The 18,591-nt window shown below is 64.0% G+C and carries 17 protein-coding genes; 10 read left to right on the top strand and 7 right to left on the bottom strand.

Annotation, left to right across the window (positions count from 1 at the left end; translation table 11 throughout):
* The first annotated feature begins 34 nt into the window (after window positions 1–34).
* The 3 genes from NNL39_RS00085 to holA are packed head-to-tail and all read left to right on the top strand — an operon-like array spanning window position 35 to window position 4,198.
* Complete coding sequence (locus NNL39_RS00085; RefSeq protein ID WP_255159691.1) at window positions 35–670, top strand: ComEA family DNA-binding protein; 636 nt, start codon at window positions 35–37, stop codon at window positions 668–670.
* Window positions 667–3,156, top strand: coding sequence for a ComEC/Rec2 family competence protein (locus tag NNL39_RS00080; protein ID WP_255159690.1), 2,490 nt, complete (start codon window positions 667–669; stop codon window positions 3,154–3,156). Before NNL39_RS00085 ends, NNL39_RS00080 begins: the two co-directional genes overlap by 4 nt.
* A 10-nt stretch (window positions 3,157–3,166) precedes the next feature.
* Window positions 3,167–4,198 carry a DNA polymerase III subunit delta gene (gene holA / locus NNL39_RS00075; protein ID WP_255159689.1) on the top strand — a complete coding sequence of 344 codons (1,032 nt, stop codon included), beginning with the start codon at window positions 3,167–3,169 and terminating at the stop codon, window positions 4,196–4,198.
* Between the two features lie 78 nt (window positions 4,199–4,276).
* Here holA and rpsT read toward each other — a convergent pair whose 3' ends face one another.
* Window positions 4,277–4,537: a 30S ribosomal protein S20 gene (gene rpsT, locus NNL39_RS00070; protein ID WP_255159687.1), complete on the bottom strand. Its 261-nt coding sequence runs from the start codon at window positions 4,535–4,537 to the stop codon at window positions 4,277–4,279.
* 216 nt (window positions 4,538–4,753) lie between these two features.
* On the opposite strand from rpsT, the gene lepA reads away from it, so the two are divergent.
* The 3 genes from lepA (at window position 4,754) to NNL39_RS00055 (ending at window position 9,169) form a co-directional block, all read left to right on the top strand.
* Window positions 4,754–6,625, top strand: coding sequence for a translation elongation factor 4 (lepA, locus tag NNL39_RS00065; RefSeq protein ID WP_255159686.1), 1,872 nt, complete (start codon window positions 4,754–4,756; stop codon window positions 6,623–6,625).
* The gene (locus tag NNL39_RS00060) at window positions 6,622–8,235 is read left to right on the top strand and encodes a recombinase family protein (protein ID WP_255159685.1); all 1,614 of its coding nucleotides are present in this window, start codon (window positions 6,622–6,624) and stop codon (window positions 8,233–8,235) included. The genes lepA and NNL39_RS00060 overlap by 4 nt, the downstream gene beginning before the upstream one ends.
* A gap of 589 nt (window positions 8,236–8,824) precedes the next feature.
* A complete protein-coding gene (locus NNL39_RS00055) occupies window positions 8,825–9,169 on the top strand; it encodes a histone-like nucleoid-structuring protein Lsr2 (RefSeq protein ID WP_255159684.1) in 345 nt (114 codons plus the stop codon).
* Between the two features lie 65 nt (window positions 9,170–9,234).
* Here the strand turns inward: NNL39_RS00055 and NNL39_RS00050 are convergent, their stop codons facing one another.
* A complete protein-coding gene (locus tag NNL39_RS00050) occupies window positions 9,235–11,241 on the bottom strand; it encodes an AAA family ATPase (RefSeq protein ID WP_255159688.1) in 2,007 nt (668 codons plus the stop codon).
* 871 nt (window positions 11,242–12,112) lie between these two features.
* Between NNL39_RS00050 and NNL39_RS00045 the strand changes: the two genes are divergently transcribed.
* Window positions 12,113–12,724, top strand: coding sequence for a vWA domain-containing protein (locus tag NNL39_RS00045; protein WP_255159683.1), 612 nt, complete (start codon window positions 12,113–12,115; stop codon window positions 12,722–12,724).
* Window positions 12,725–12,867: 143 nt separating this feature from the next.
* Here the strand turns inward: NNL39_RS00045 and NNL39_RS00040 are convergent, their stop codons facing one another.
* The 3 genes from NNL39_RS00040 to NNL39_RS00030 all read right to left on the bottom strand — a co-directional run bounded on the left by NNL39_RS00040 (window position 12,868) and on the right by NNL39_RS00030 (window position 14,977).
* Complete coding sequence (locus tag NNL39_RS00040) at window positions 12,868–13,419, bottom strand: AAA family ATPase (RefSeq protein ID WP_255159682.1); 552 nt, start codon at window positions 13,417–13,419, stop codon at window positions 12,868–12,870.
* Window positions 13,420–13,698: 279 nt separating this feature from the next.
* Window positions 13,699–14,181: a type II toxin-antitoxin system VapC family toxin gene (locus NNL39_RS00035; RefSeq protein ID WP_255159681.1), complete on the bottom strand. Its 483-nt coding sequence runs from the start codon at window positions 14,179–14,181 to the stop codon at window positions 13,699–13,701.
* The gene (locus NNL39_RS00030) at window positions 14,171–14,977 is read right to left on the bottom strand and encodes a hypothetical protein (RefSeq protein WP_255159680.1); all 807 of its coding nucleotides are present in this window, start codon (window positions 14,975–14,977) and stop codon (window positions 14,171–14,173) included. The genes NNL39_RS00035 and NNL39_RS00030 overlap by 11 nt, the downstream gene beginning before the upstream one ends.
* Window positions 14,978–15,287: 310 nt before the next feature.
* Here NNL39_RS00030 and NNL39_RS00025 point away from each other — a divergent pair, with 310 nt between their 5' ends.
* Window positions 15,288–15,830, top strand: a complete 543-nt coding sequence (locus NNL39_RS00025) for a GrpB family protein (RefSeq protein ID WP_255159679.1) — start codon at window positions 15,288–15,290, stop codon at window positions 15,828–15,830.
* A gap of 184 nt (window positions 15,831–16,014) precedes the next feature.
* Here the strand turns inward: NNL39_RS00025 and NNL39_RS00020 are convergent, their stop codons facing one another.
* Window positions 16,015–16,764 carry an SDR family oxidoreductase gene (locus tag NNL39_RS00020; protein WP_255159678.1) on the bottom strand — a complete coding sequence of 250 codons (750 nt, stop codon included), beginning with the start codon at window positions 16,762–16,764 and terminating at the stop codon, window positions 16,015–16,017.
* Between the two features lie 186 nt (window positions 16,765–16,950).
* On the opposite strand from NNL39_RS00020, the gene NNL39_RS00015 reads away from it, so the two are divergent.
* Both NNL39_RS00015 and NNL39_RS00010 read left to right on the top strand, forming a co-directional pair.
* On the top strand, window positions 16,951–17,466 hold the full coding sequence (locus NNL39_RS00015; protein WP_255159677.1) for a GNAT family N-acetyltransferase: 516 nt from the start codon (window positions 16,951–16,953) through the stop codon (window positions 17,464–17,466).
* Window positions 17,463–18,317, top strand: coding sequence for a PHP domain-containing protein (locus NNL39_RS00010; RefSeq protein WP_255159676.1), 855 nt, complete (start codon window positions 17,463–17,465; stop codon window positions 18,315–18,317). Before NNL39_RS00015 ends, NNL39_RS00010 begins: the two co-directional genes overlap by 4 nt.
* Window positions 18,318–18,421: 104 nt before the next feature.
* Here NNL39_RS00010 and NNL39_RS00005 read toward each other — a convergent pair whose 3' ends face one another.
* Window positions 18,422–18,577, bottom strand: coding sequence for a hypothetical protein (locus tag NNL39_RS00005; protein ID WP_255160972.1), 156 nt, complete (start codon window positions 18,575–18,577; stop codon window positions 18,422–18,424).
* Window positions 18,578–18,591: the final 14 nt, after the last annotated feature.

The raw sequence follows: 18,591 nt of genomic DNA, 5'->3' as shown, positions 1-18,591 counted from the left end.
GGTGAGGGCTGCCGCGCGGGCCTAGCCTGCCGCGGTGACCCACCTCGCCGCGCTCGACGGGCCTCCCCGGCGGTCGCCGCGCGTGCGGGCGGCGCTCGGCGGAGTCGTGGTGCTCGCGCTGCTCGGCGTCGGTGCGGCCGTCGTGGGCGCCGTCGTCACTCCCGGCGGGCAGACCGTGACGGTCGAGGCGCCCGTGGCCGTCGATGGCGCGACACCCGGACCGGCCCCCGCCATCGAGGTCGTCGTGCTGCACGTGCTCGGCGCGGTCTCGCAGCCCGGCATCGTCGAACTGCCGCTCGGCGCGCGCGTCGTCGACGCGATCGCCGCCGCGGGCGGACCGAGCGACGACGCCGACCTCGCGGGCGTGAACCTCGCCCGCGTCGTCGTCGATGGCGAGCAACTGCGCGTGCCGCGCGTGGGCGAGGTGCCCGTCACCGCGCCCGCGGCGCCGGGGTCGGCGGGCGGCGCGACGGGCGACGGCCGCGTCAACCTCAACACCGCCGATGCCGCCGCCCTCGAGACGCTGCCCGGCGTGGGCCCCGCCATCGCGGCGCGCATCATCGCCTGGCGCGACGAGAACGGACCGTTCCGCAGCGTCGACGAGCTCACGGCCGTGAGCGGCATCGGCGAGAAGACGCTCGCGGGCCTGCGCGATCAGGCGACGGTGTGAGCGCGCCCCCCGCGGTCGAGGTGGCGGAGGTCGACGCGCGGGACGTCGCGCCGCGGGTCGTAGTGCCGCGGGTGGCGGATGCCCGCCTCGCGCTCCCCGCCCTCGCCGGGTGGCTCGCGGCCATCGTGCTGGTCGGGGCGCCCGCGGCTGCCGCGCCCGCCGCCGTCACGGCTCTGGCGCTCGCAGGGCTCGCGATCGGGGTGCTGCGGCGCCGCGGGTGCGCGGGTCGCGCGGGGGAGCTGCTCGCGGCGAGCATCCCGAGCGTTCTCGCCGTCGCTGTGCTCGCGATCGCCGTCGCCCTCGCCGCCCCCGCGCGCACGCCGCCCGCGCTGAGCGCCGCGCTCGACGAGGGTGCCACGGTCGACGTCGTGCTCGAGCTCGAGCAGACGGTCGTGGCGCCGCTCGAGACGGACTCGGGGTTCGGAGGCTGGGGTGGCGTGAGCGCCGACGCGCTCATCGTGGCGGTCGGCGCGCGGATGCCCGACGGCAGCGAGCGGCCGCTCGCCGTGCGCGTGCCGGTGCGGGTGCTCGGCCTCCCGGTCGAGGGGCGCCTGCCGCTCGGCACGCGGCTCGAGGGCACGGTGCGGCTCATCCCTCTGGAGGCGGGCGACGACCGTGTCGCGCTCGTGCGACCGGTCTCTGATGTGACGCCCGTCGCAGCACCGCCCGCGCTCCTCGGTGGGGCGGATTCCCTGCGCGCGGGGTTCCTCGCCCTCATGGCGCCCTTCGCCGGCGACGGCGCTGCACTGCTGCCGGGCCTCGCGATCGGTGACACCACCGCCGTGACCGACGACCTCGATGCGGCCATGAAGGCGAGCGCCCTCAGCCACCTCACGGCCGTGTCGGGAGCCAACTGCGCCATCGTCGTCGGCCTCGTGCTCGGCATCGGCGCGCTCGCCCGATGGCCGCGGCCCGTGCGGGTCGGGGTCGCGCTCGTGGCGCTCGGCGGCTTCGTCGTGCTCGTCACGCCCGAGCCGAGCGTTGTGCGCGCCGCCGTTATGGCCGCCGTCGTGCTGCTGGCGCTCGTGAGCGGCCGCCCCGCGCGCGGGCTGCCCGTGCTGGGCCTCGCGGTGCTCGGTATCGTCGTGCTCGATCCGTGGATCGCGCGGGAGTACGGCTTCACCCTCTCGGTGCTCGCGACGGCGGCGCTGCTCGTGCTCGCGGGTCCGCTCGCGGCGGTGCTCGAGCGCGTGCTGCCCGCGTGGCTCGCGCTCGCGATCGCCGTGCCGCTCAGCGCGCAGCTGGCGTGCCAACCCGTGCTGATCCTGCTCGCGCCCGAGGTGCCGCTCACCGGGGTCTTCGCGAACGTGCTCGCGGCGCCCGCCGCCCCGGTGGCGACGATCGTGGGCATGATCGCGTGCCTGCTCGCGCCGGTCATCCCGACCCTGGCACTGCTCGTGGCGGGCATCGCGTGGCTTCCCGCGGCCTGGATCGCGGGCATTGCGCGCGTGTGCTCGACGCTGCCCGGCGCTCTGCTGCCGTGGCCCGAAGGCGCGGTCGGGGCGCTGCTGCTTGCGGGGCTCACGATCGCCGGGCTCGTCGCATTCGGCGTGCCGGGGCGCCTCGGCAGCGCCCGGCTACGGCGACGCGTCGCGCTCGCCACCGCCGCGGCGCTCGTCGTCGTCATGGGGGCGACGGCGGGCACGGCCGCGTTGCGGAGCCTGGGCCGCCCGGGCGACTGGGTCATCGCGCAGTGCGACATCGGGCAGGGTGACGCCGTGCTCGTGCGCAGCGCGGACGCCGTCGCGCTCATCGACACGGGAGCCGAGCCCGAACTGCTCGAGGGGTGCCTCGACACGCTCGGCGTCGGACGCATCGACCTGCTCGTGCTCACCCACTTCGATCTCGACCACGCGGGCGGCGTGCCCGCGGTGGTCGGCCGTGTCGATCGCGTGCTCGTGGGCCCGACCGGGCGCGAGCAGGATGAGGCCGTCGTTGCGGCCCTCGCGGCCGGCGGCGCCGTCGTCGACCTCGTTGCCGAGGGACGGTACGGCACGCTCGGTGCGCACGAGTGGCGCGTGCTGTGGCCGCCCGCGCACCGCGGGGTTGAACCCGGCAACGACGCGAGCATCGTCGTCGAGCTGCGCGGCGGCCCGGCGTGCGGCGACTGCCCGAGCATGCTCGCCCTCGGCGATCTGGGGGCGGATGCGCAGCGCATGCTCGCCGCCGCGCAGCCGCTGGCCTCCGTCGACGTCGTCAAGGTGAGCCACCATGGCTCGCCCGACCAGCACGAGCCGCTCTACGCGCAGCTCGGCGCCCCCGTCGCGCTCATCGGCGTCGGCGCCGACAACACCTACGGGCATCCCGCGCCCGACCTGCTCGCCGTGCTCGACGCGGCGGGGTCGACGGTCGTGCGCAGCGACACCCATGGGCTCGGCCTGCTCGCGCCGGGCGGCGACGGCTCGAGCGCGCTGCGGCTCTGGGTGGAACGGGGCGCGGTCGAGAGGGGCGCACTCGAGGGCGGCGACGTCGGCCCGCCTCGATAGGCTGGCGGGCATGGCCGCGCCGAAGAAACCCGCCGGATCCGCGCGGGTCGCGGCGAGCATCCCGCAGCTCGCGTGGCACCAGATCCGCGCGGCGCCGGTGATCCTCGTGAGCGGCCCGGAAGACTTCCTCGCCGAGCGCGCCAGCCGTCAGTTGCGGGATGCCCTGCGCGAGCAGGACCCGAGCCTCGAGGTGCACGACCTGCGAGCCGACGCCTACGCTCCCGGCGAGCTCATCACCCTCGCGAGCCCGTCGCTCTTCGGCGAACCGCGGCTGATCCGCGTCGACGCGGCCGCGACCATGAACGACGCCTTCCTCGAGGAGGCCCTCGAGTACATCGCCGCGCCCGCCGACGAGGTCGTCGTGCTCATTCGCCACGGCGGGGGAGTGCGCGGCAAGAAGCTGCTCGACGCCATCCGGCAGGGCACGGGCGGCGGTATCGAGGTCGTGTGCGCCGCGCTCACGCGCGACAACGACCGCGCCGACTTCGCGGCCGCCGAGTTTCGGCACGCCGGCCGCCCGATCGCTCCCGGAGCGCTGCGTTCTCTCGTGAGCGCCTTCACCGACGACCTCGCCGAGCTCGCCGGCGCATGCCAGCAGCTGCTCGCCGACACCGACGGCGAGATCACCGAGCAGACGGTCGAGAAGTACTACGGCGGTCGCGTCGAGGTCAACGCGTTCGCCGTCGCCGATGCCGCCATCGCGGGCCGGCATGGCGAGGCTCTGGGGCTGCTGCGGCACGCGCTCGCGACCGGCGCCGACCCCGTGCCGATGGTCGCCGCCTTCGCGATGAAGCTGCGCACCATGGCGAAGGTCGGCGGCACACGCGGCTCGGGCGGCCAGGTGGCCTCGCAGCTCGGACTCGCGCCCTGGCAGGTCGATCGTGCTCGGCGCGACTTGCAGGGCTGGACGGAGGAGGGGCTCGGCCGCGCGATTCTCATGGCGGCCGAGACCGATGCCGCCGTCAAGGGCGCGGGGCGCGATCCGGTTTACGCGGTCGAGTCGCTCGTGCGCGTCGTGGCCGACCGCGGCCTCGAGCTGTAACGCGCCGTCGTTCGGCCCCGCACAGCACGACACCCCCGCCGGCGAACCGGCGAGGGCGTCGAGAAGTGCGGGGTGGGGCTAGAGCGCCGCGACCTTCTTCGAGATCGACGACTTGCGGTTCGCCGCCTGGTTCTCGTGGATGACGCCCTTGCTCACGGCCTTGTCGAGCTTCTTGGTCGCCGTCTTGAGGGCGGCCTCGGCGGCGGCCTTGTCGCCCGAGGCGACAGCCTCGTTGGTGCGACGGATGGCGGTCTTGAGCTCGCTCTTGACGGCCTTGTTGCGCTCCTGCGCCTTGAGGTTGGTCTTGATGCGCTTGATCTGCGACTTGATGTTTGCCACGTGGGTGCTTTCTTCGAGATGAACGGTGTGTTTGTGCGGCCGGGGTGGGGTGCCGGTGCGATGCGAGCATCGCGGCGAAATTCCCAGCCGCATTCCGTGTCGAAAGAGAGAGGGCTTTCTGACACGCAAGCCAACCGCTTACGTTACCAGGTGCTCTGCGCTGTCGGCCACTCGACTGTCTGCCAGCCGCCCAGCCTCATGGGAGAATGGCACCAAATGTCTCCTCGCGCCCTCACGCCGCTCGCCCCTGCCGCGACCGACCCGACGCTGATCCGCAACTTCTGCATCATCGCGCACATCGACCACGGCAAGTCGACCCTCGCCGACCGCATGCTCGGCATCACGGGTGTCGTCAGCGACCGCGATATGCGCGCGCAGTACCTCGACCGCATGGATATCGAGCGCGAGCGCGGCATCACGATCAAGAGCCAGGCGGTGCGCATGCCCTGGGCGCTTGCTCCCGCCGAGGGTGGCAAGCCCGTCACGTACGCGCTCAACATGATCGACACCCCTGGGCACGTCGACTTCACCTACGAGGTGAGCCGCTCGCTCGCCGCGTGCGAGGGCGCCATCCTGCTCGTCGATGCGGCGCAGGGCATCGAGGCCCAGACGCTGGCGAACCTCTACCTGGCGCTTGAGAATGATCTGACGATCATCCCGGTGCTCAACAAGATCGACCTGCCGGCGGCCGACCCCGACAAGTACGCGAAAGAGCTCGCGGGGCTCATCGGCGGCGACCCCGATCAGGTGCTGCGTGTGAGCGGCAAGACCGGCATGGGCGTCGAGGGGCTGCTCGACGAGGTTGTGCGGCAGATTCCTGCACCGACGGGCGACCCGAATGCCCCCGCCCGCGCAATGATCTTCGATTCGGTGTACGACTCGTACCGCGGCGTCGTCACCTATGTGCGCATGGTGGATGGCCGGCTGAGCCCGCGGGAACGCATCCAGATGATGTCAACGCGGGCAACGCATGAGCTGCTCGAAATCGGCGTCAGCGCGCCCGAGCCGACCCCCAGCAAGGGACTCGGCGTCGGCGAGGTCGGCTACTTGATCACGGGCGTGAAGGATGTGCGCCAGTCGAAGGTCGGCGACACCGTCACGAACGCGCAGAAGCCGGCGGCGACGGCGCTCGCGGGCTACACCGACCCGAAGCCCATGGTCTTCTCGGGGCTGTATCCGATCGACGGCAGCGACTACCCGGTGCTGCGCGAGGCGCTCGACAAGCTCAAGCTCTCGGACGCCTCGCTCAACTACGAGCCCGAGACCTCGGTCGCGCTGGGCTTCGGCTTCCGCTGCGGGTTCTTGGGGCTGCTGCACCTCGAGATCGTGACCGAGCGCCTCGAGCGCGAGTTCGGCCTCGACCTGATCTCGACGGCGCCGAGCGTGACCTACGAGGTGACGACCGACGACAAGAAGCAGTTCACGGTCACGAACCCGAGCGAGTTCCCGACCGGCGCGAAGATCGCCGCGGTGAGCGAGCCCATGGTGCGCGCGGCGATTCTGGCCCCGAAAGACTATGTCGGCACGATCATGGAGTTGTGCCAGAGCCGCCGCGGCTCGCTCATCGGCATGGACTACCTCGGTGAGGATCGCGTCGAGATCAAGTACACGATGCCCCTCGGTGAGATCGTGTTCGACTTCTTCGATCAGCTGAAGAGCAAGACGGCCGGCTACGCGAGCCTCGACTACGAGCCCGCGGGCGATCAGGAGGCCGACCTCGTCAAGGTCGACATTCTGCTGCAGGGCGAGGCGGTCGACGCGTTCAGCGCGATCGTGCACCGCGAGAAGGCGTACGCCTACGGCGTGCTCATGACGGAGCGCCTCAAGAAGCTCATCCCGCGCCAGCAGTTCGAGGTGCCGATTCAGGCCGCCATCGGGGCCCGCATCATCGCGCGCGAGTCGATCAGCGCGATGCGCAAAGACGTTCTGGCCAAGTGCTATGGCGGTGACATCACCCGCAAGCGCAAGCTGCTCGAGAAGCAGAAAGAGGGCAAGAAGCGCATGAAGATGGTGGGCCGCGTCGAGGTGCCGCAAGAGGCGTTCATCGCGGCGCTCTCGGGCGATGTCGAGACTAAAAAGGGGCAATGAAAACACCTCGTGCTGCCCTGTACGCGCGTATCTCCCAAGAGGACGCAAACATTCCGTCTGTCGAGAATCAGCTAGAGAACCTGCGGGCTCTCGCTGCCAAGCTTGGCGCTGAAATCGTTGCTGAGCACTCAGACAACGACATATCTGGCTACTCCGGAAAACAACGCCCCGGCTTTCGTGACCTGCTGCTGACCATCGAAGACGGACGCACAGACCTTGTGCTTGCAGTAGCTGTGGACCGACTCGCACGCAACGACGTGGAAAGCTTCGCAATCCGCCGCGCAAGCATCCAAGCCAAGGTCCGCTGGCACACCCTGGCCACCGGAGAAATCGACCCGACCACTGCAACCGGCGCATTCAACGCAGCTCTGTTCGCAGCCCTTGCAGAGCTGGAGTCCGGTCTGAAGGCTGAGCGCGCTCGACGCAGCGTCAACGACCGACTCAACCTGGGTCTGCCGCTCGTAGGCAACCGCGTCTTTGGCTTCGAGACCGACAGGCTCACGCTCCGCACAGACGAAGCTGAGCTAATCAGAACCGCCTACAGCCGCATGCTCGACGCACCCGACACCCTGTCACCGGAAGACCGTCAGCAGGCCCCCTGGACGCTCTACAAGGTTGCTCGGGACTGGAACGCACGCGGGCACAAAACGACGGACGCAGGCCGCTCCAGCAAGAAGCGGGGGACCGGTGGCCGGGAACGAGTCGAACATGACGGCATGTTCACCACAGAAGCAATCAAGCGCATCCTCACCAACCCCCGCATGGCTGGCATCCTCACGCACAAAGGTGAAGAGCTTGCCTCCGATGGACTCCCCGCAATCGTCAGCCGTGAACGGCTCGACGCAATGGAGGCATTCCTAGCGAACCCTGCCCGGAAGCAGAAGCCCGGACAGAAAGCCACCAACCTTCTCTCCGGTGTCATGCTCTGCCCCTGCGGGAACCCGCTGAGCGCGGGCTCTGTCGGTGCCAAGAGCACGGTCAAGGGGAAGGTCTACAAGTACAGCTACCACGTCTACCGGTGCCGCAAATCGAACACCCCCGGCAACACCAGCGGGCACGCTACGGTGCGCGTCACAGAGGCAGACGAATGGGTGACCAACGAAGCCCTGAAAGCCATTGCAGAAGAGCGCGTGACCGTATCCGGTGGCGGGTACGACCGGGAAAGAATCACCGCAATCTACGCAGCCCTGGGAGAGAAGTTCCGTCAGATTGAGCATGTTCAGGCACTGCTTGCAGACCCTGACTTAGTGGACGAGCAGACCGCTTTCAAAGCTCGGCTGAAGGTCTTGAAGGGGGAGCGGGAAGCGCTCGAAATCGAACGAGACCGACTCACCGCGCTCAGTGCTGAGGGTGGTGCGCTCTCTGAATTCCTGGCCTACATGCAGGGTCTGCCGAACTACGACGACATCGAAGCCTCCATTGCTGAGGGATCCACGGCTGAGCAGCGGGCTGCTTTCTGGAAGCCCGCTATTGGGTGGGCAAAGGGTTACGAAGCTTGGGAAGGAACTCCCGTTGAGAAGAGGCGGGAGATTCTCCGTGGCTCGTTCATCGTGAAGCTGTCAACGGGACGCGGGGCAATCGACACCCGCATTTCGGTCGAAGCTCGGTAGCTGGGAACGGAGAGGCCCCCGGTCAGTTTCAACCGGGGGCTTCCGTTCGCCGCTAGGCCGCTGTCAGCCTTTCGAGCTGCCAGCATGACCCTTCAATGGCGCGGGGCAGGGGCTCGAAACGGGACAGCTTGACCGACAGGTCAAGCAGCTCACCGTTCTCAGTGACCGCCCGGTAGACCCCGGTGAAAGGGGCAGGAGTGCCTTCAACCAACTTCATCTTTTTGCTCCGTTGCTCGAAGACGACTGGTGCTAAATCCAGGATGCCGCGCTAGTGTTGTCTGGTTCCGCCAAGAACGTGACCCCGCTAGACCGCACCCCGGTCAGCGGGGTCGTCTTGTTTTGCACCCGAACCGTGTGGCCCGAATCTCCTTCGAAATTCGAAGACAGCACCATTCTAGGCGGGGCCCCTGACGCAACTGAGCCTAGACAAATCGGTCTGCCCTTTGCCCACACGCGCTTGTTTCCGCCCATTTCCGCCCATTTAAGGGTGTGTAATCCGGTTCATCCACAAGGTTCAACCTAGTTATCCCCATATTTTCCACAGGGCGTTAGCATGGCGCGTTTCGATTGGCGTGGATATTGTGAGTTCATGGCGAAGAAGAAGATTGAAACCACCCTCATCACCGATGACTTCACTGGAGAGGAAATCTCTGGCGGAGCCGTAGAGGTCTCACTCAGCTACAAGGGGAAGACCTACAACCTCGACCTGTCTGAGAAGAGCGCAACGGCTCTTGATGACGCAATCACCCCGTTTATTGCGAACGCGGAACCTGAGCCCGCCAAAGGCACGACGGCGCCTATCCGCTCTGCCTCTGACTTGGATGCCGCAGCAGTGCGGGAATGGGCACGAATCAACAACATCCCTGCCAATCCACGCGGAAGACTTTCCAAATCTCTCACGAACGCCTACAGAATGGCTCCAGAGAACCGTTAACCAGCAATGCAAAGACCCCCGGACCTAGGTAAGTAGGCCGGGGGTCTTCTCTTTGCATTGGACAACTAGCCTGCTTCGTCGTTTTTGGGCACAGGCACTGAAGCGACCAGCGCAAGGTGGTTGCCTACTGGACGCTTCACCATGAAGGTGGCTGGCTTACGACCCTCCCGCTCGCTCGAGACCTCCAGCACTCCAGCTTCTACCGCCTCCTCAATATCAAGACGCGCACTTTCTTCACTAAGACCTGTTTCGTCACGGTATTCAGCCCGAGTCATCACACCGGAAAGCTTCTCCCGCACACGACGCACACGCTTAGAAAGTCCTTCACCGGCAACCTGACGCATCACCGCATTCTCTGAAACCTCATTCAAGTAGAGACCTCTGATGGTCTCCGTGCGGGCGGAACGGTTCTTGCCCGCGTGGTCTTCCTCAGTGGAGACCGCTAGCCACTCCTGCTTTGAACCGCTGGTAGGACTGAAGCTCTTGTCTCGGTACATAGTGAGCACAACGTCCGCTCTACCATCGAGCGCTCCCGAGCCTCTGGCAATTGGAGCATCTGTGTCCTGGTCACTCCTACGCGGGTGGTGAATGAACCAAGTGGTGGCCTCAGCACGAATCGCAACAGCCGCCTCCAACGTCATGCTGTTCAAGGCAGCGTCATTCTCGTCAGTCCCACCGCTCGTGTTGGCGAACGTGTCAAAGATGATGAGACCCACCTCTTCAGCGTTGGCCTTCTCACGCAGAAGCTCAAGAGACGTCTCGTTATTCAGATTCGCTCCGCGTACCGGAATGACCCACTTCTTCAGCTCTTCGAAGTCCTCCCCGTGAGCTTCACACCACGCCTTCAGACGGTCAACGTAGCCGTTGAATCCCTCACCGATGACCACCATGGTTTTGGTCTGCTTGGTCTCTTTACCCAGCCAGCGCATCCCGAAAGCCATGGAGCAAATAGCGTCAATGTAGAGGAACGTCTTTCCAATGTTGCGCTTGGCAATGAGGAAGACCATGCCCTGTTCAGGCACGAGGTCCTCAATGAGGAAGGTCTGAGAAGCAGCTTCCATCTCTTCCCAGCTCGGGAATTCGGTACCGGTGAAATTCTCGGAAGCAAGCCGACGCTTAGCCTTCTGTTGAGCCTTGAGCTTTATGTAGTAGTCGTTAGCCAACTCGTCAGTCATGGCCTCAACAACCTCAGGAGAGTCAGGCTCACCAGTTCCCCCGAATTTGCGCACGGCTCCAGCTAGAGACCGGTCAAAGTCATCCGCATACTCAGGCGTATTGAACTCACCCTGAAGCCAACGGGCACGCAACAGGTCCAAAGCCCCAGCTACTCCACCCTTCCCCTCAGCAGCGAGACGCACCAACTCAGCCTGACGCTGAATCATCTCGTCATGACCGAACTCTCCCCTAGGGAATCGAACCTTGGCAGCACTGACCTCGTATGAAGTGACGGGACGCAGAGTCCTAACCCAGTCGGCAATAGAGCCGTGGAAGGGAGACTCAGACATCGAGCTTGACGGCACGCACAACCACTCTGGAGCTGGAGCCAGCTCGTCTAGTGATGTCGGCACCGAGTCACCCCAGGCAATGAAGTAAGAACGTCCCGCTCGACGGTCCACGTCCGTCAACACCTCACCAGTAGAGATGACCACAGGAGCCGCAGGACCCAACTCCACATCGTGAGGGTGACGGTAAACGTGATGCTCACCGCCTGAGCTGGTCTTGTAGCTGAAAGTGTCGGGCAACTCAGACAGGTCCGCCTCAACCAGGCTGTTCCATCCGTCCTTGCCCTTTTCAGCGTTCATGTCGATATCGAGGACACAGACGGTGCTGTCAGCTACGACGCCCACTAGAGCGTCAGGCTGTGCCGCCCACCAAGCCCGGATGCCTTCCGGGTTCGTGATGGCATCCGTCAGACCCCGAGTCAGATACGGAGTCTTTCGCTCGAAGAGCTTGTCTCCGCTCCACGAGTCCTTCTCTCGGACAGGGTGTACCCGCAATCCGAGTGCAGCCCAAGCAAGGGCTTTGTCTACTCCCTGGAGGTGCTCTCCAGGGCTATCTAGTCGGTCCGACATTTGTTTCTCCAACGAGTAACCCCCCTGAACGTGTGACCTTGCAAGCCACGTTCAGAGGGGAACTTTTGATAATCAATAATGATTGCAAGGTCATCTGAAGTCAATTATGACATATTACTGAGAAGTGCTCTCTTTGTAGCATATTATTGGTTTTGTCCATGTTTGACGGCCTCAACCCCAACGAATCTCAACCCCAATTGGGCTTGAACGAAAAGTGGGGTTTAGATGGGCCGAAAACCCGCATAACTACGCGGAATCTCAAGCTCAATCCCAATTCCCCAATAACTTATAGTCTCATAAGAGACGGGAAAACTAAGGGTTGTGCTGAGATAAATAGCCCCGAAACTGGGGAAGGTTCCCAGTGCATGAAGCCCGGCGCAGCCAAAAAGAATGCGAGCTGTAAGCCAGTCGGATGAATCGAAACGATGTGGCTACGCTTGCTAGCTCTCTGGCCGGATCGAAGGAATAGCGCGCTTAGTCGGGCAAATTCTCAAGACGAAGAAGGACCCCCACGCAACCATCATTCCACCCAGTCAAGACCACTATTCGAACAGAGACTGACGTCTGACAGTCCGCCCCATAATGCAAACCCAGCAAGCCCGCGGGTTTCCAGGGGACACGTTGAGCTCCGAAAAGTGATTCGATTTTTGGACCCCCTGAGCAGCACTACGAGGCCAGACAGTCGATCGTGAAATTCCGGCCGGCATCTATCGGGACATGGAAACATTTGGGGGTCTTTTTCCATGTACAGAAATGGGCTCTCAGCCGTCAAGTGGTCCTAGAGGTCAAAGTCCGAATCAGGTGGCCAATGTACGAAAGACAGGTGTCGCTGTTAAAATTGACCCCTTAACCATTGAAGCGAGGTCTAGTTTTGAGCGACCAGAAATACACAGCCCTTCTTCTCGTGATCGATCGATCCGGGTCCATGGCACCGATCGCTGAAGCGATGAGTGACGCAGTCTCGAAGCTACTGAGGGAACAAGCACACCTTCCCGGGCTGAGCACTGTAGACGTGGTGCTGTTTGACCATGAAGCAAAGCGCACACATCATCTGGCAGATCCGGCGCAGGTGCAGCTCAAGCTTGAGCCGCGAGGAGGCACCGCGCTGTTCGATACCCTCGGCGCAGCACTATTTGACTTCCATCGGCATCTTCAGTCGCAGCCTGAGCATGCGCGGCCGGCTGTCGTTCAGGTCGTGATCGTCACTGACGGGCAGGATACTTCCAGCTCCGAGTACACCGCGAGTGCGATTCGCCAGATCGTTCGAGCTCGCGAGGCGGATGGTTGGCAGTTCACGTTCCTCGGCGGTGAGATCGACGCAGAAAACGCCGCCGAGCAGGTCGGCATCTCACGCTCGGACGCAATTCGATTCGAGCGCAACCACGAGTCGGTGCGTCTCTCCATGCAGCGATCGAGTCAACGAATGGCGCAAGGTCGCTCCCCGAGGGCAGACAATTCGGGGGCTTCGAGTACAGGGAGGTAACGCTCAAACTGGTCCTGACGAGGGGAAGCCTGAGTAGCCGATCTGTCTGTCGAGCCTGAACTTGGACCTGGAAGTTGTGTCGCCGCGCACTGCCAGGCAGGCGCGCTCGACCCGTCCGTGAAAATTCGACCCCACCGACCCGATCAAAGTCGGGTGTGTGCTTCGCTGATGATTCGCTCGGCCGTCTCCGAGGGGCCAAGTTGTGCCGTGTCAAACCACCATGCGGAGTCGCGAAAGTTATCGAGCATCTCCGCTTCGAGTGCTTCATAGCCATCGAACTCCCACCGTTGATCGTTCGCGCGAGTGGCGTTCCTGGCTCGACAAACTTCGATTCCAGGCGAGAGAACAATCAGCAGGACGTCACAGGCCAGCGATGAGGTAAGGGCGTCAAACTCGGCGCGATCCGGAAGCACAGTCTCAATTACAGCCGTGAATCCCGCCTCGGTCGCGTTCCTGGCGAGCGCTGCCAAGTTCCTGTTGATCAACTCGATTTGGGCCAAAGCTTCGTGACGAGGCGAGCCGAGCGCCCACACTCGACCACCCACGATCATGGCCGCAACAGCGTCACCGCTGAGCATCATCGACCTCGGCAGGCCCATGGCAACAAGTTCGGCGACCGTCGACTTACCGGCGCCAGGCATGCCCGTGATCACGATACATACCGGCCCCAACTCAGCCAGAGACTTGCTTGCCATTAGTCGAGTATGGCGCGTCAGGTTTGTTGACCGCGATGCCCACTGAGGTTCTCTTCATTCCACGCCCGCTACAGCAGGACGAGGCCAATTACGCGCGTGAACCCGACCAGGCCGCCGCCGCGACCGCAGGGAGGCTGCCGGACTTCGACCACACACCTCACCCTCGCGAAGCCGCAGAGGGTGGCTGCGAAGTCAAGTCGCCCCGTACTCGAGTTCGCCCATCGACACCGGACCGTCAAATCGGCATCGTCGGCCGATGATGCCCCCATACGCTACGCGCTACGCGACCAGCCCATCTTCGAGTGTGGGCTGCCATACGACCGCGGGCCGAAGCACTGTCGTTCGGCCGATGGTGGTACCGAAAGGGAACTTCTCGTCGTAAGACATGAAGTAGTTCACGTTTCGTCGCAGTGCGGTTGCTAGATGAACTGCGTCGCTTGATCGGAGTTTGTAGTCCCAGGCGAGCTGCTGCGCTTCACGAGCCGTTATGAGATCAAGTTCGACCCACTCGGTGTCGACAAGGTCGAGGTAGTCCGCTATCAGCGCGTTGGCTCGTTCAATGCCCGGGCGTTCAGAACTGTCGGCGAGGTACCCGTGACCGCCTACTTCGACCATCAGAAGCCGCGAAGCCACGAGGCGGATGTCCTTACGCTTGGCCGCCTCGAGGACAGCGGCGCAAATGTCAGCATGCTCCTGGTTGAGCAACACGTGCAGGAAAACGTCGGCATCGGCGTATACGCGCGGAGTGTTATCAACGGCCACGTTGCCACTCCAAGTACTCCGCAACGCTCATGCCCGACGGATTCGGGAGCGCACCTCGAAGGGCCTCTACGTCAACGCTGCTCGGCAGCTGTTGCAGTTCGAGCGAATCCGCCTCTATGCGGATGATCTGCCCACTGACGTTCCGCTTCAGAATTCCTGCGACGAGAACTTTGCTGTTGAACAGATGCAAGTAAACCTCGGGGTCAATCTTGTCGACCATGCATGTGACCGGTGGCCCGTAGCCCGTCACAAGCCCGATACGCGTCCTGGCGGTGCGGGCACTGATCACGTCGAGTTTGCCCACAACGGAGCCATACGCCAGGGACGCTTGCGCGACGGCAAGTTTGGCGTTGTTGTCAACACGCTCATCGATTCGAGTAGAAGTGTTGTCGTGGTCGAGTTCGGCGACCTCGATCGTCTGAATGCCGGAAGCATGTCGATGTGTCAGCGCACCAACCTCCGCCATTCGCTTGACGGTGCGCTCGCTGAAGTCGTCGGGGATCTTCGGTGAGGTATGCAGGCTCGTGATCCCGGCGAGTAACGCGCGACCCGGACGGTAAAGGTCTTCCGTGGAGCGATGCGCTCCCTGCAAATCAGGCCTTAGCTGGATCGTCGGTCCGCTTTCGTACCAATCGGTCCGCTCAACGAACCAAGCGACTCGAGACTTCGGGTCCGGCTCCACGACACGATCGAGCTCTTCCAGACTCAGGGTGATCTCGTTGACGGCAGACGTGTAGGCGCGAGGTGCCAACGCGCCTCGCGTGACGCCTAAACGCAGTTCCAGCACGCCGGGCATGGGCACAGCTTAGCCACCCTCAATTCTCGAAGGCTGCCCCAATTTGGGGCCACAATGCTCACAGCCATGCGAAGCGCTGGATGATCGTGAATCCCTTGTGATCCGTATCGTTGCGGCGATCATGCGCCGCGCCCCATCACGGCCATCCACCCCACGACCCGCACCTCCCCAAGTGCCACCGAGGGCAGAGGCTTGACCGGCGGCGTCGTTCTCGGGATGCAGTGCGTCGTCACTACCCTTCAAAGCATCTGGCGAGCATTTGAGCTCGTCTGTCCACGCTGACTGACCCTCGTTGTGCAACAATTCCGCCGTGTCGGTTGACGTCGTGCCCTACTCCGTGGATTGGCCCGCCCAGTTCGGGGCCGTTGCAAACGAACTGCAACGAGCCCTCGAAGCGGTTCCCTTTTTGTCGATCGAACACGTGGGCTCCACAGCTGTACCCGGGCTAGCGGCAAAGCCCGTCCTCGACATCGATATCGTCGTGGAGCGGCAACACGTTGGCCTGGCGATCGCAGCACTCGCTCAAGCCGGCTACGTGCACCGTGGCGACCTGGGCATTACAGATCGAGAAGCAATGGATGCGCCCGACAGCCAACCGCGTCGAAACGTCTATATCTGCGTGGAGGGAACACTGCATCTCCGGAACCACTTGGCAGTCCGGGAAGTGCTCCGCCAGCGATCCGATCTGCGCGACAGGTACGGCGCGGTGAAAACAGCGTTGTCCCGCGTCCCCGATATGGACATCACGACCTATATCGCCGGGAAGTCGGGGGTGCTACAAGACGTGCTCGCACTGTCTGATCTGACCGAGAACGAGAAGGCGCTGATCCTTCAGTTGAACACTCAACCCTGAGTGGTCGTGCTCCGCGGCCCAAGTTCTCGAACAAAGGCGTTGCGAGGGCAGTGATCGAACCAGTGAGGAACCAGACACAACGATGCGCGTGCTCGCCCTTGCAAGGCCAGAGCCTTCCAGCGTGTGACGTGCGCTCGAGCCCGGGGTTCCGCGAACCTACTACTCTCTCGCAGGGTCGTCGCAGTCAAATTGAGAAGCCGCCATCGCTCTTTAGCAGTTGCCCTGTCACCCAGCCGCCTTCGTCGGAGAGCAGGAATCGGACGAGGTTGGCGGTGTCGGCCGGGCTGCCAAGGCGGCCCGTGGGCTGCCGATCCGTCAAGGCAGCACGGATGTCGTCTGTCATCCAGCCCGTGTCGATCGGGCCCGGATTGATGAGATTGGCAGTGATTCCCTGTGAACCGAGCTCTCCGGCAGCCGCGAGAATAATGCGGTCCAAAGCACCTTTGCTCGCGCCGTAGGGAACGTTGTGAACCACGGCATCGCTTGTGAGAGCGACAATGCGCCCCCACTCTTGCCCGAGTTCTGCGAAAGCTTTGATGAGCAACCATGCTGCGCGAGAGTTGACGGCGAAGTGTCTATCAAAGCTTTCCAGACTGGTATCGAGGATTGATGAGTCCACGCTGTGGGAGTGGGAGAGGACGAGGGCGTCTAGACCGTCGAGGGCTCGGGCGGCGCGGGCAACAACTTCCGCCGGTGCCGCCGGGTCGCTGAGGTCCGCTTCAATGCGCACGACGAGTGCGCCCGCTCTAGTCAGGCTCGCTTCGAGCTCGTCGACGTCGCTCGCGCCGCCACCGAAGTCCGCTCCGAGGTCATACGGCGACCAGGTGGTGAGAGCAAGATTCCAACCGTCGTCGGCGAGCGTCTTCGCGATTCCATGGGCGATGCTCGACGCTCGCCCCGCACCGGTAAGTAGTGCCGATTTTCGACGGGTCACTCCAGAATGCTAGCGACACAGGCAAACAGGCCGATGTGGTCTTTGTGATGGCAGGAACAACTACGTCGAGGAGCTGACGGGTGCAACCCAGCTCGCCCAGATGGGAGAACCGGCATGACACGACGCCACACGCCCAGCGGGACAGATATCCGATCCCGCAGCAAACACGCCCAGTAGCCTCGTGTGATGGGTAGCGTGAATAGCCACCGGGTGCGCGACGCGGTGGCTTCTGATGCCGAGAAAATTGCTCGGGTGCACGTCGACGCATGGCGGGAGACCTACTCGGGCGTGCTCGAAGCTCGTCAGTTCTCTGAGGAAGTTTTTCGCAAACGTGAGCAGTTTTGGACTAGTTACCTATCCATTGATCCGCGTCCGGGGCGCATGGTGGTCGCGGAACATGCTGGAGTTCTGGTGGGCTTCGCGAACTCTGGCGAGGCGCGCGGACCTGACGCCGAGCATGGGTTCCCACCCGTTCGATCGCTGCACTTGTTCTCGATCTACATGCTGGTAGGTGCCCACGGCAGCGGCCTCGGTCAATTGATGCTCGACGCGGTACTCGGCGACCATCCGGCGCAACTTTGGGTCCTTCGTGGCAATCATCGAGCGATCGCGTTTTACCAGCGCAACGGGTTCGTGGTCGATGGCACGGAGTTCATCGATCCATCGGAACCGAACCTCGTTGAACTACGGATGGTGCGATGACCACGCTCACGGCCGACGCTCACGTCCACAGCGAGTGGTCGTGGGACTACGCATCGGATCCGGCGTCGCAAGGCTCGATGGCTCGAACCTGTGAACGGGCGATTCGGATTGGACTGCCGGCGATCGTGTTCACTGAGCACCTTGACTTCGCGGACGACTGGCGGGTCGGTGAAGGCGACATCGGGGAGCACGCGCAGAAGTACGTGGATTCCACCGGCCGCGTGATACTTCCGCCCTTCGATGCCGACGGGTACCTCGAAGCGATTGACCGGTGCCGTCACGACTACCCTGAACTTCGCATACTCACCGGTGTCGAGTTCGGGCAGCCGCACCTGTGGGACGCGCGAGCTGCCTCATTGCTATCCAGTGGCGCGATCGACCGCGTCAACGGATCGCTCCACATGCTCCCGTTCGAAGACGGCGAGTGCACGGAGCCAACGACGTTGTACCGCTACCGGCCAGCGGATGAGGTCATGTGGGCGTATCTGGAGGAGATCCCGCGAATGGTCGCGGAGTCGGACACGTTCGAGGTGTTCACCCACATCGACTATGCCGTGCGCTCGTGGCCGATCGCCGTCGCCGGGCCCTTCAACCCCCGCCAGTTCGAGGAAGGCTTTAGGGCGGCGATGCGAGCGATCGCGCGCTCCGGGCGCGCGTTGGAGATGAACACTCGGCGCCTGGAGGCGTGGATTCCGCAGTGGTGGGCGGAGGAGGGCGGGCGCGCGGTGTCCTTCGGTAGCGATGCCCACGGACCGGACGCGCTCGCCGCGAACTTTCCTAACGCGATTGCGATGGCCGAGTCCTTCGGCTTCGGTCCGGGATCTCGGCCTGAAGACCTGTGGTCCCGTTGAACTCAGCGGCGAGACCCCTTTTCGTGGCACTGTCCGTGCTTTGAGCAACACCAGCTGGTAAGCACCGCTGACCGTTTTCGCCCTAGACGGCGGGTTGAACGCACTTATCGGGCGACGGAGAGCTCCACAAACAAGGAGTGCTGCTCGAAGCTGCGGGTTTCGCTGATGAGTTCGCCAAGGGTGCGCTCTACGGCGCGACGCACTTCCGGGCTGGCATCGTTCAGCGCGGTCCGACCGAATGGTGCGATCTGGTTCACCATCTCCGCCGCGTCGG

Source organism: Microcella humidisoli (assembly GCF_024362325.1).
Taxonomy (GTDB): domain Bacteria; phylum Actinomycetota; class Actinomycetes; order Actinomycetales; family Microbacteriaceae; genus Microcella; species Microcella humidisoli.
The sequence above is the reverse complement of the archived record's forward strand: the minus strand, read 5'-3'. Positions and strand labels throughout refer to the sequence as shown.

Bases quoted from the DNA above. Each gene is read 5' to 3' on its own strand.
- NNL39_RS00060 (WP_255159685.1), top strand. From the start codon at position 6,622: ATGAAAACACCTCGTGCTGCCCTGTACGCGCGTATCTCCCAAGAGGAC.
- NNL39_RS00040 (WP_255159682.1), bottom strand. From the start codon at position 13,419: ATGGCAAGCAAGTCTCTGGCTGAGTTGGGGCCGGTATGTATCGTGATC.
- holA (WP_255159689.1), top strand. From the start codon at position 3,167: ATGGCCGCGCCGAAGAAACCCGCCGGATCCGCGCGGGTCGCGGCGAGC.
- NNL39_RS00030 (WP_255159680.1), bottom strand. From the start codon at position 14,977: ATGCCCGGCGTGCTGGAACTGCGTTTAGGCGTCACGCGAGGCGCGTTG.
- NNL39_RS00015 (WP_255159677.1), top strand. From the start codon at position 16,951: ATGGGTAGCGTGAATAGCCACCGGGTGCGCGACGCGGTGGCTTCTGAT.
- NNL39_RS00005 (WP_255160972.1), bottom strand. From the start codon at position 18,577: ATGGTGAACCAGATCGCACCATTCGGTCGGACCGCGCTGAACGATGCC.
- NNL39_RS00010 (WP_255159676.1), top strand. From the start codon at position 17,463: ATGACCACGCTCACGGCCGACGCTCACGTCCACAGCGAGTGGTCGTGG.
- lepA (WP_255159686.1), top strand. From the start codon at position 4,754: ATGTCTCCTCGCGCCCTCACGCCGCTCGCCCCTGCCGCGACCGACCCG.
- NNL39_RS00055 (WP_255159684.1), top strand. From the start codon at position 8,825: ATGGCGAAGAAGAAGATTGAAACCACCCTCATCACCGATGACTTCACT.
- NNL39_RS00050 (WP_255159688.1), bottom strand. From the start codon at position 11,241: ATGTCGGACCGACTAGATAGCCCTGGAGAGCACCTCCAGGGAGTAGAC.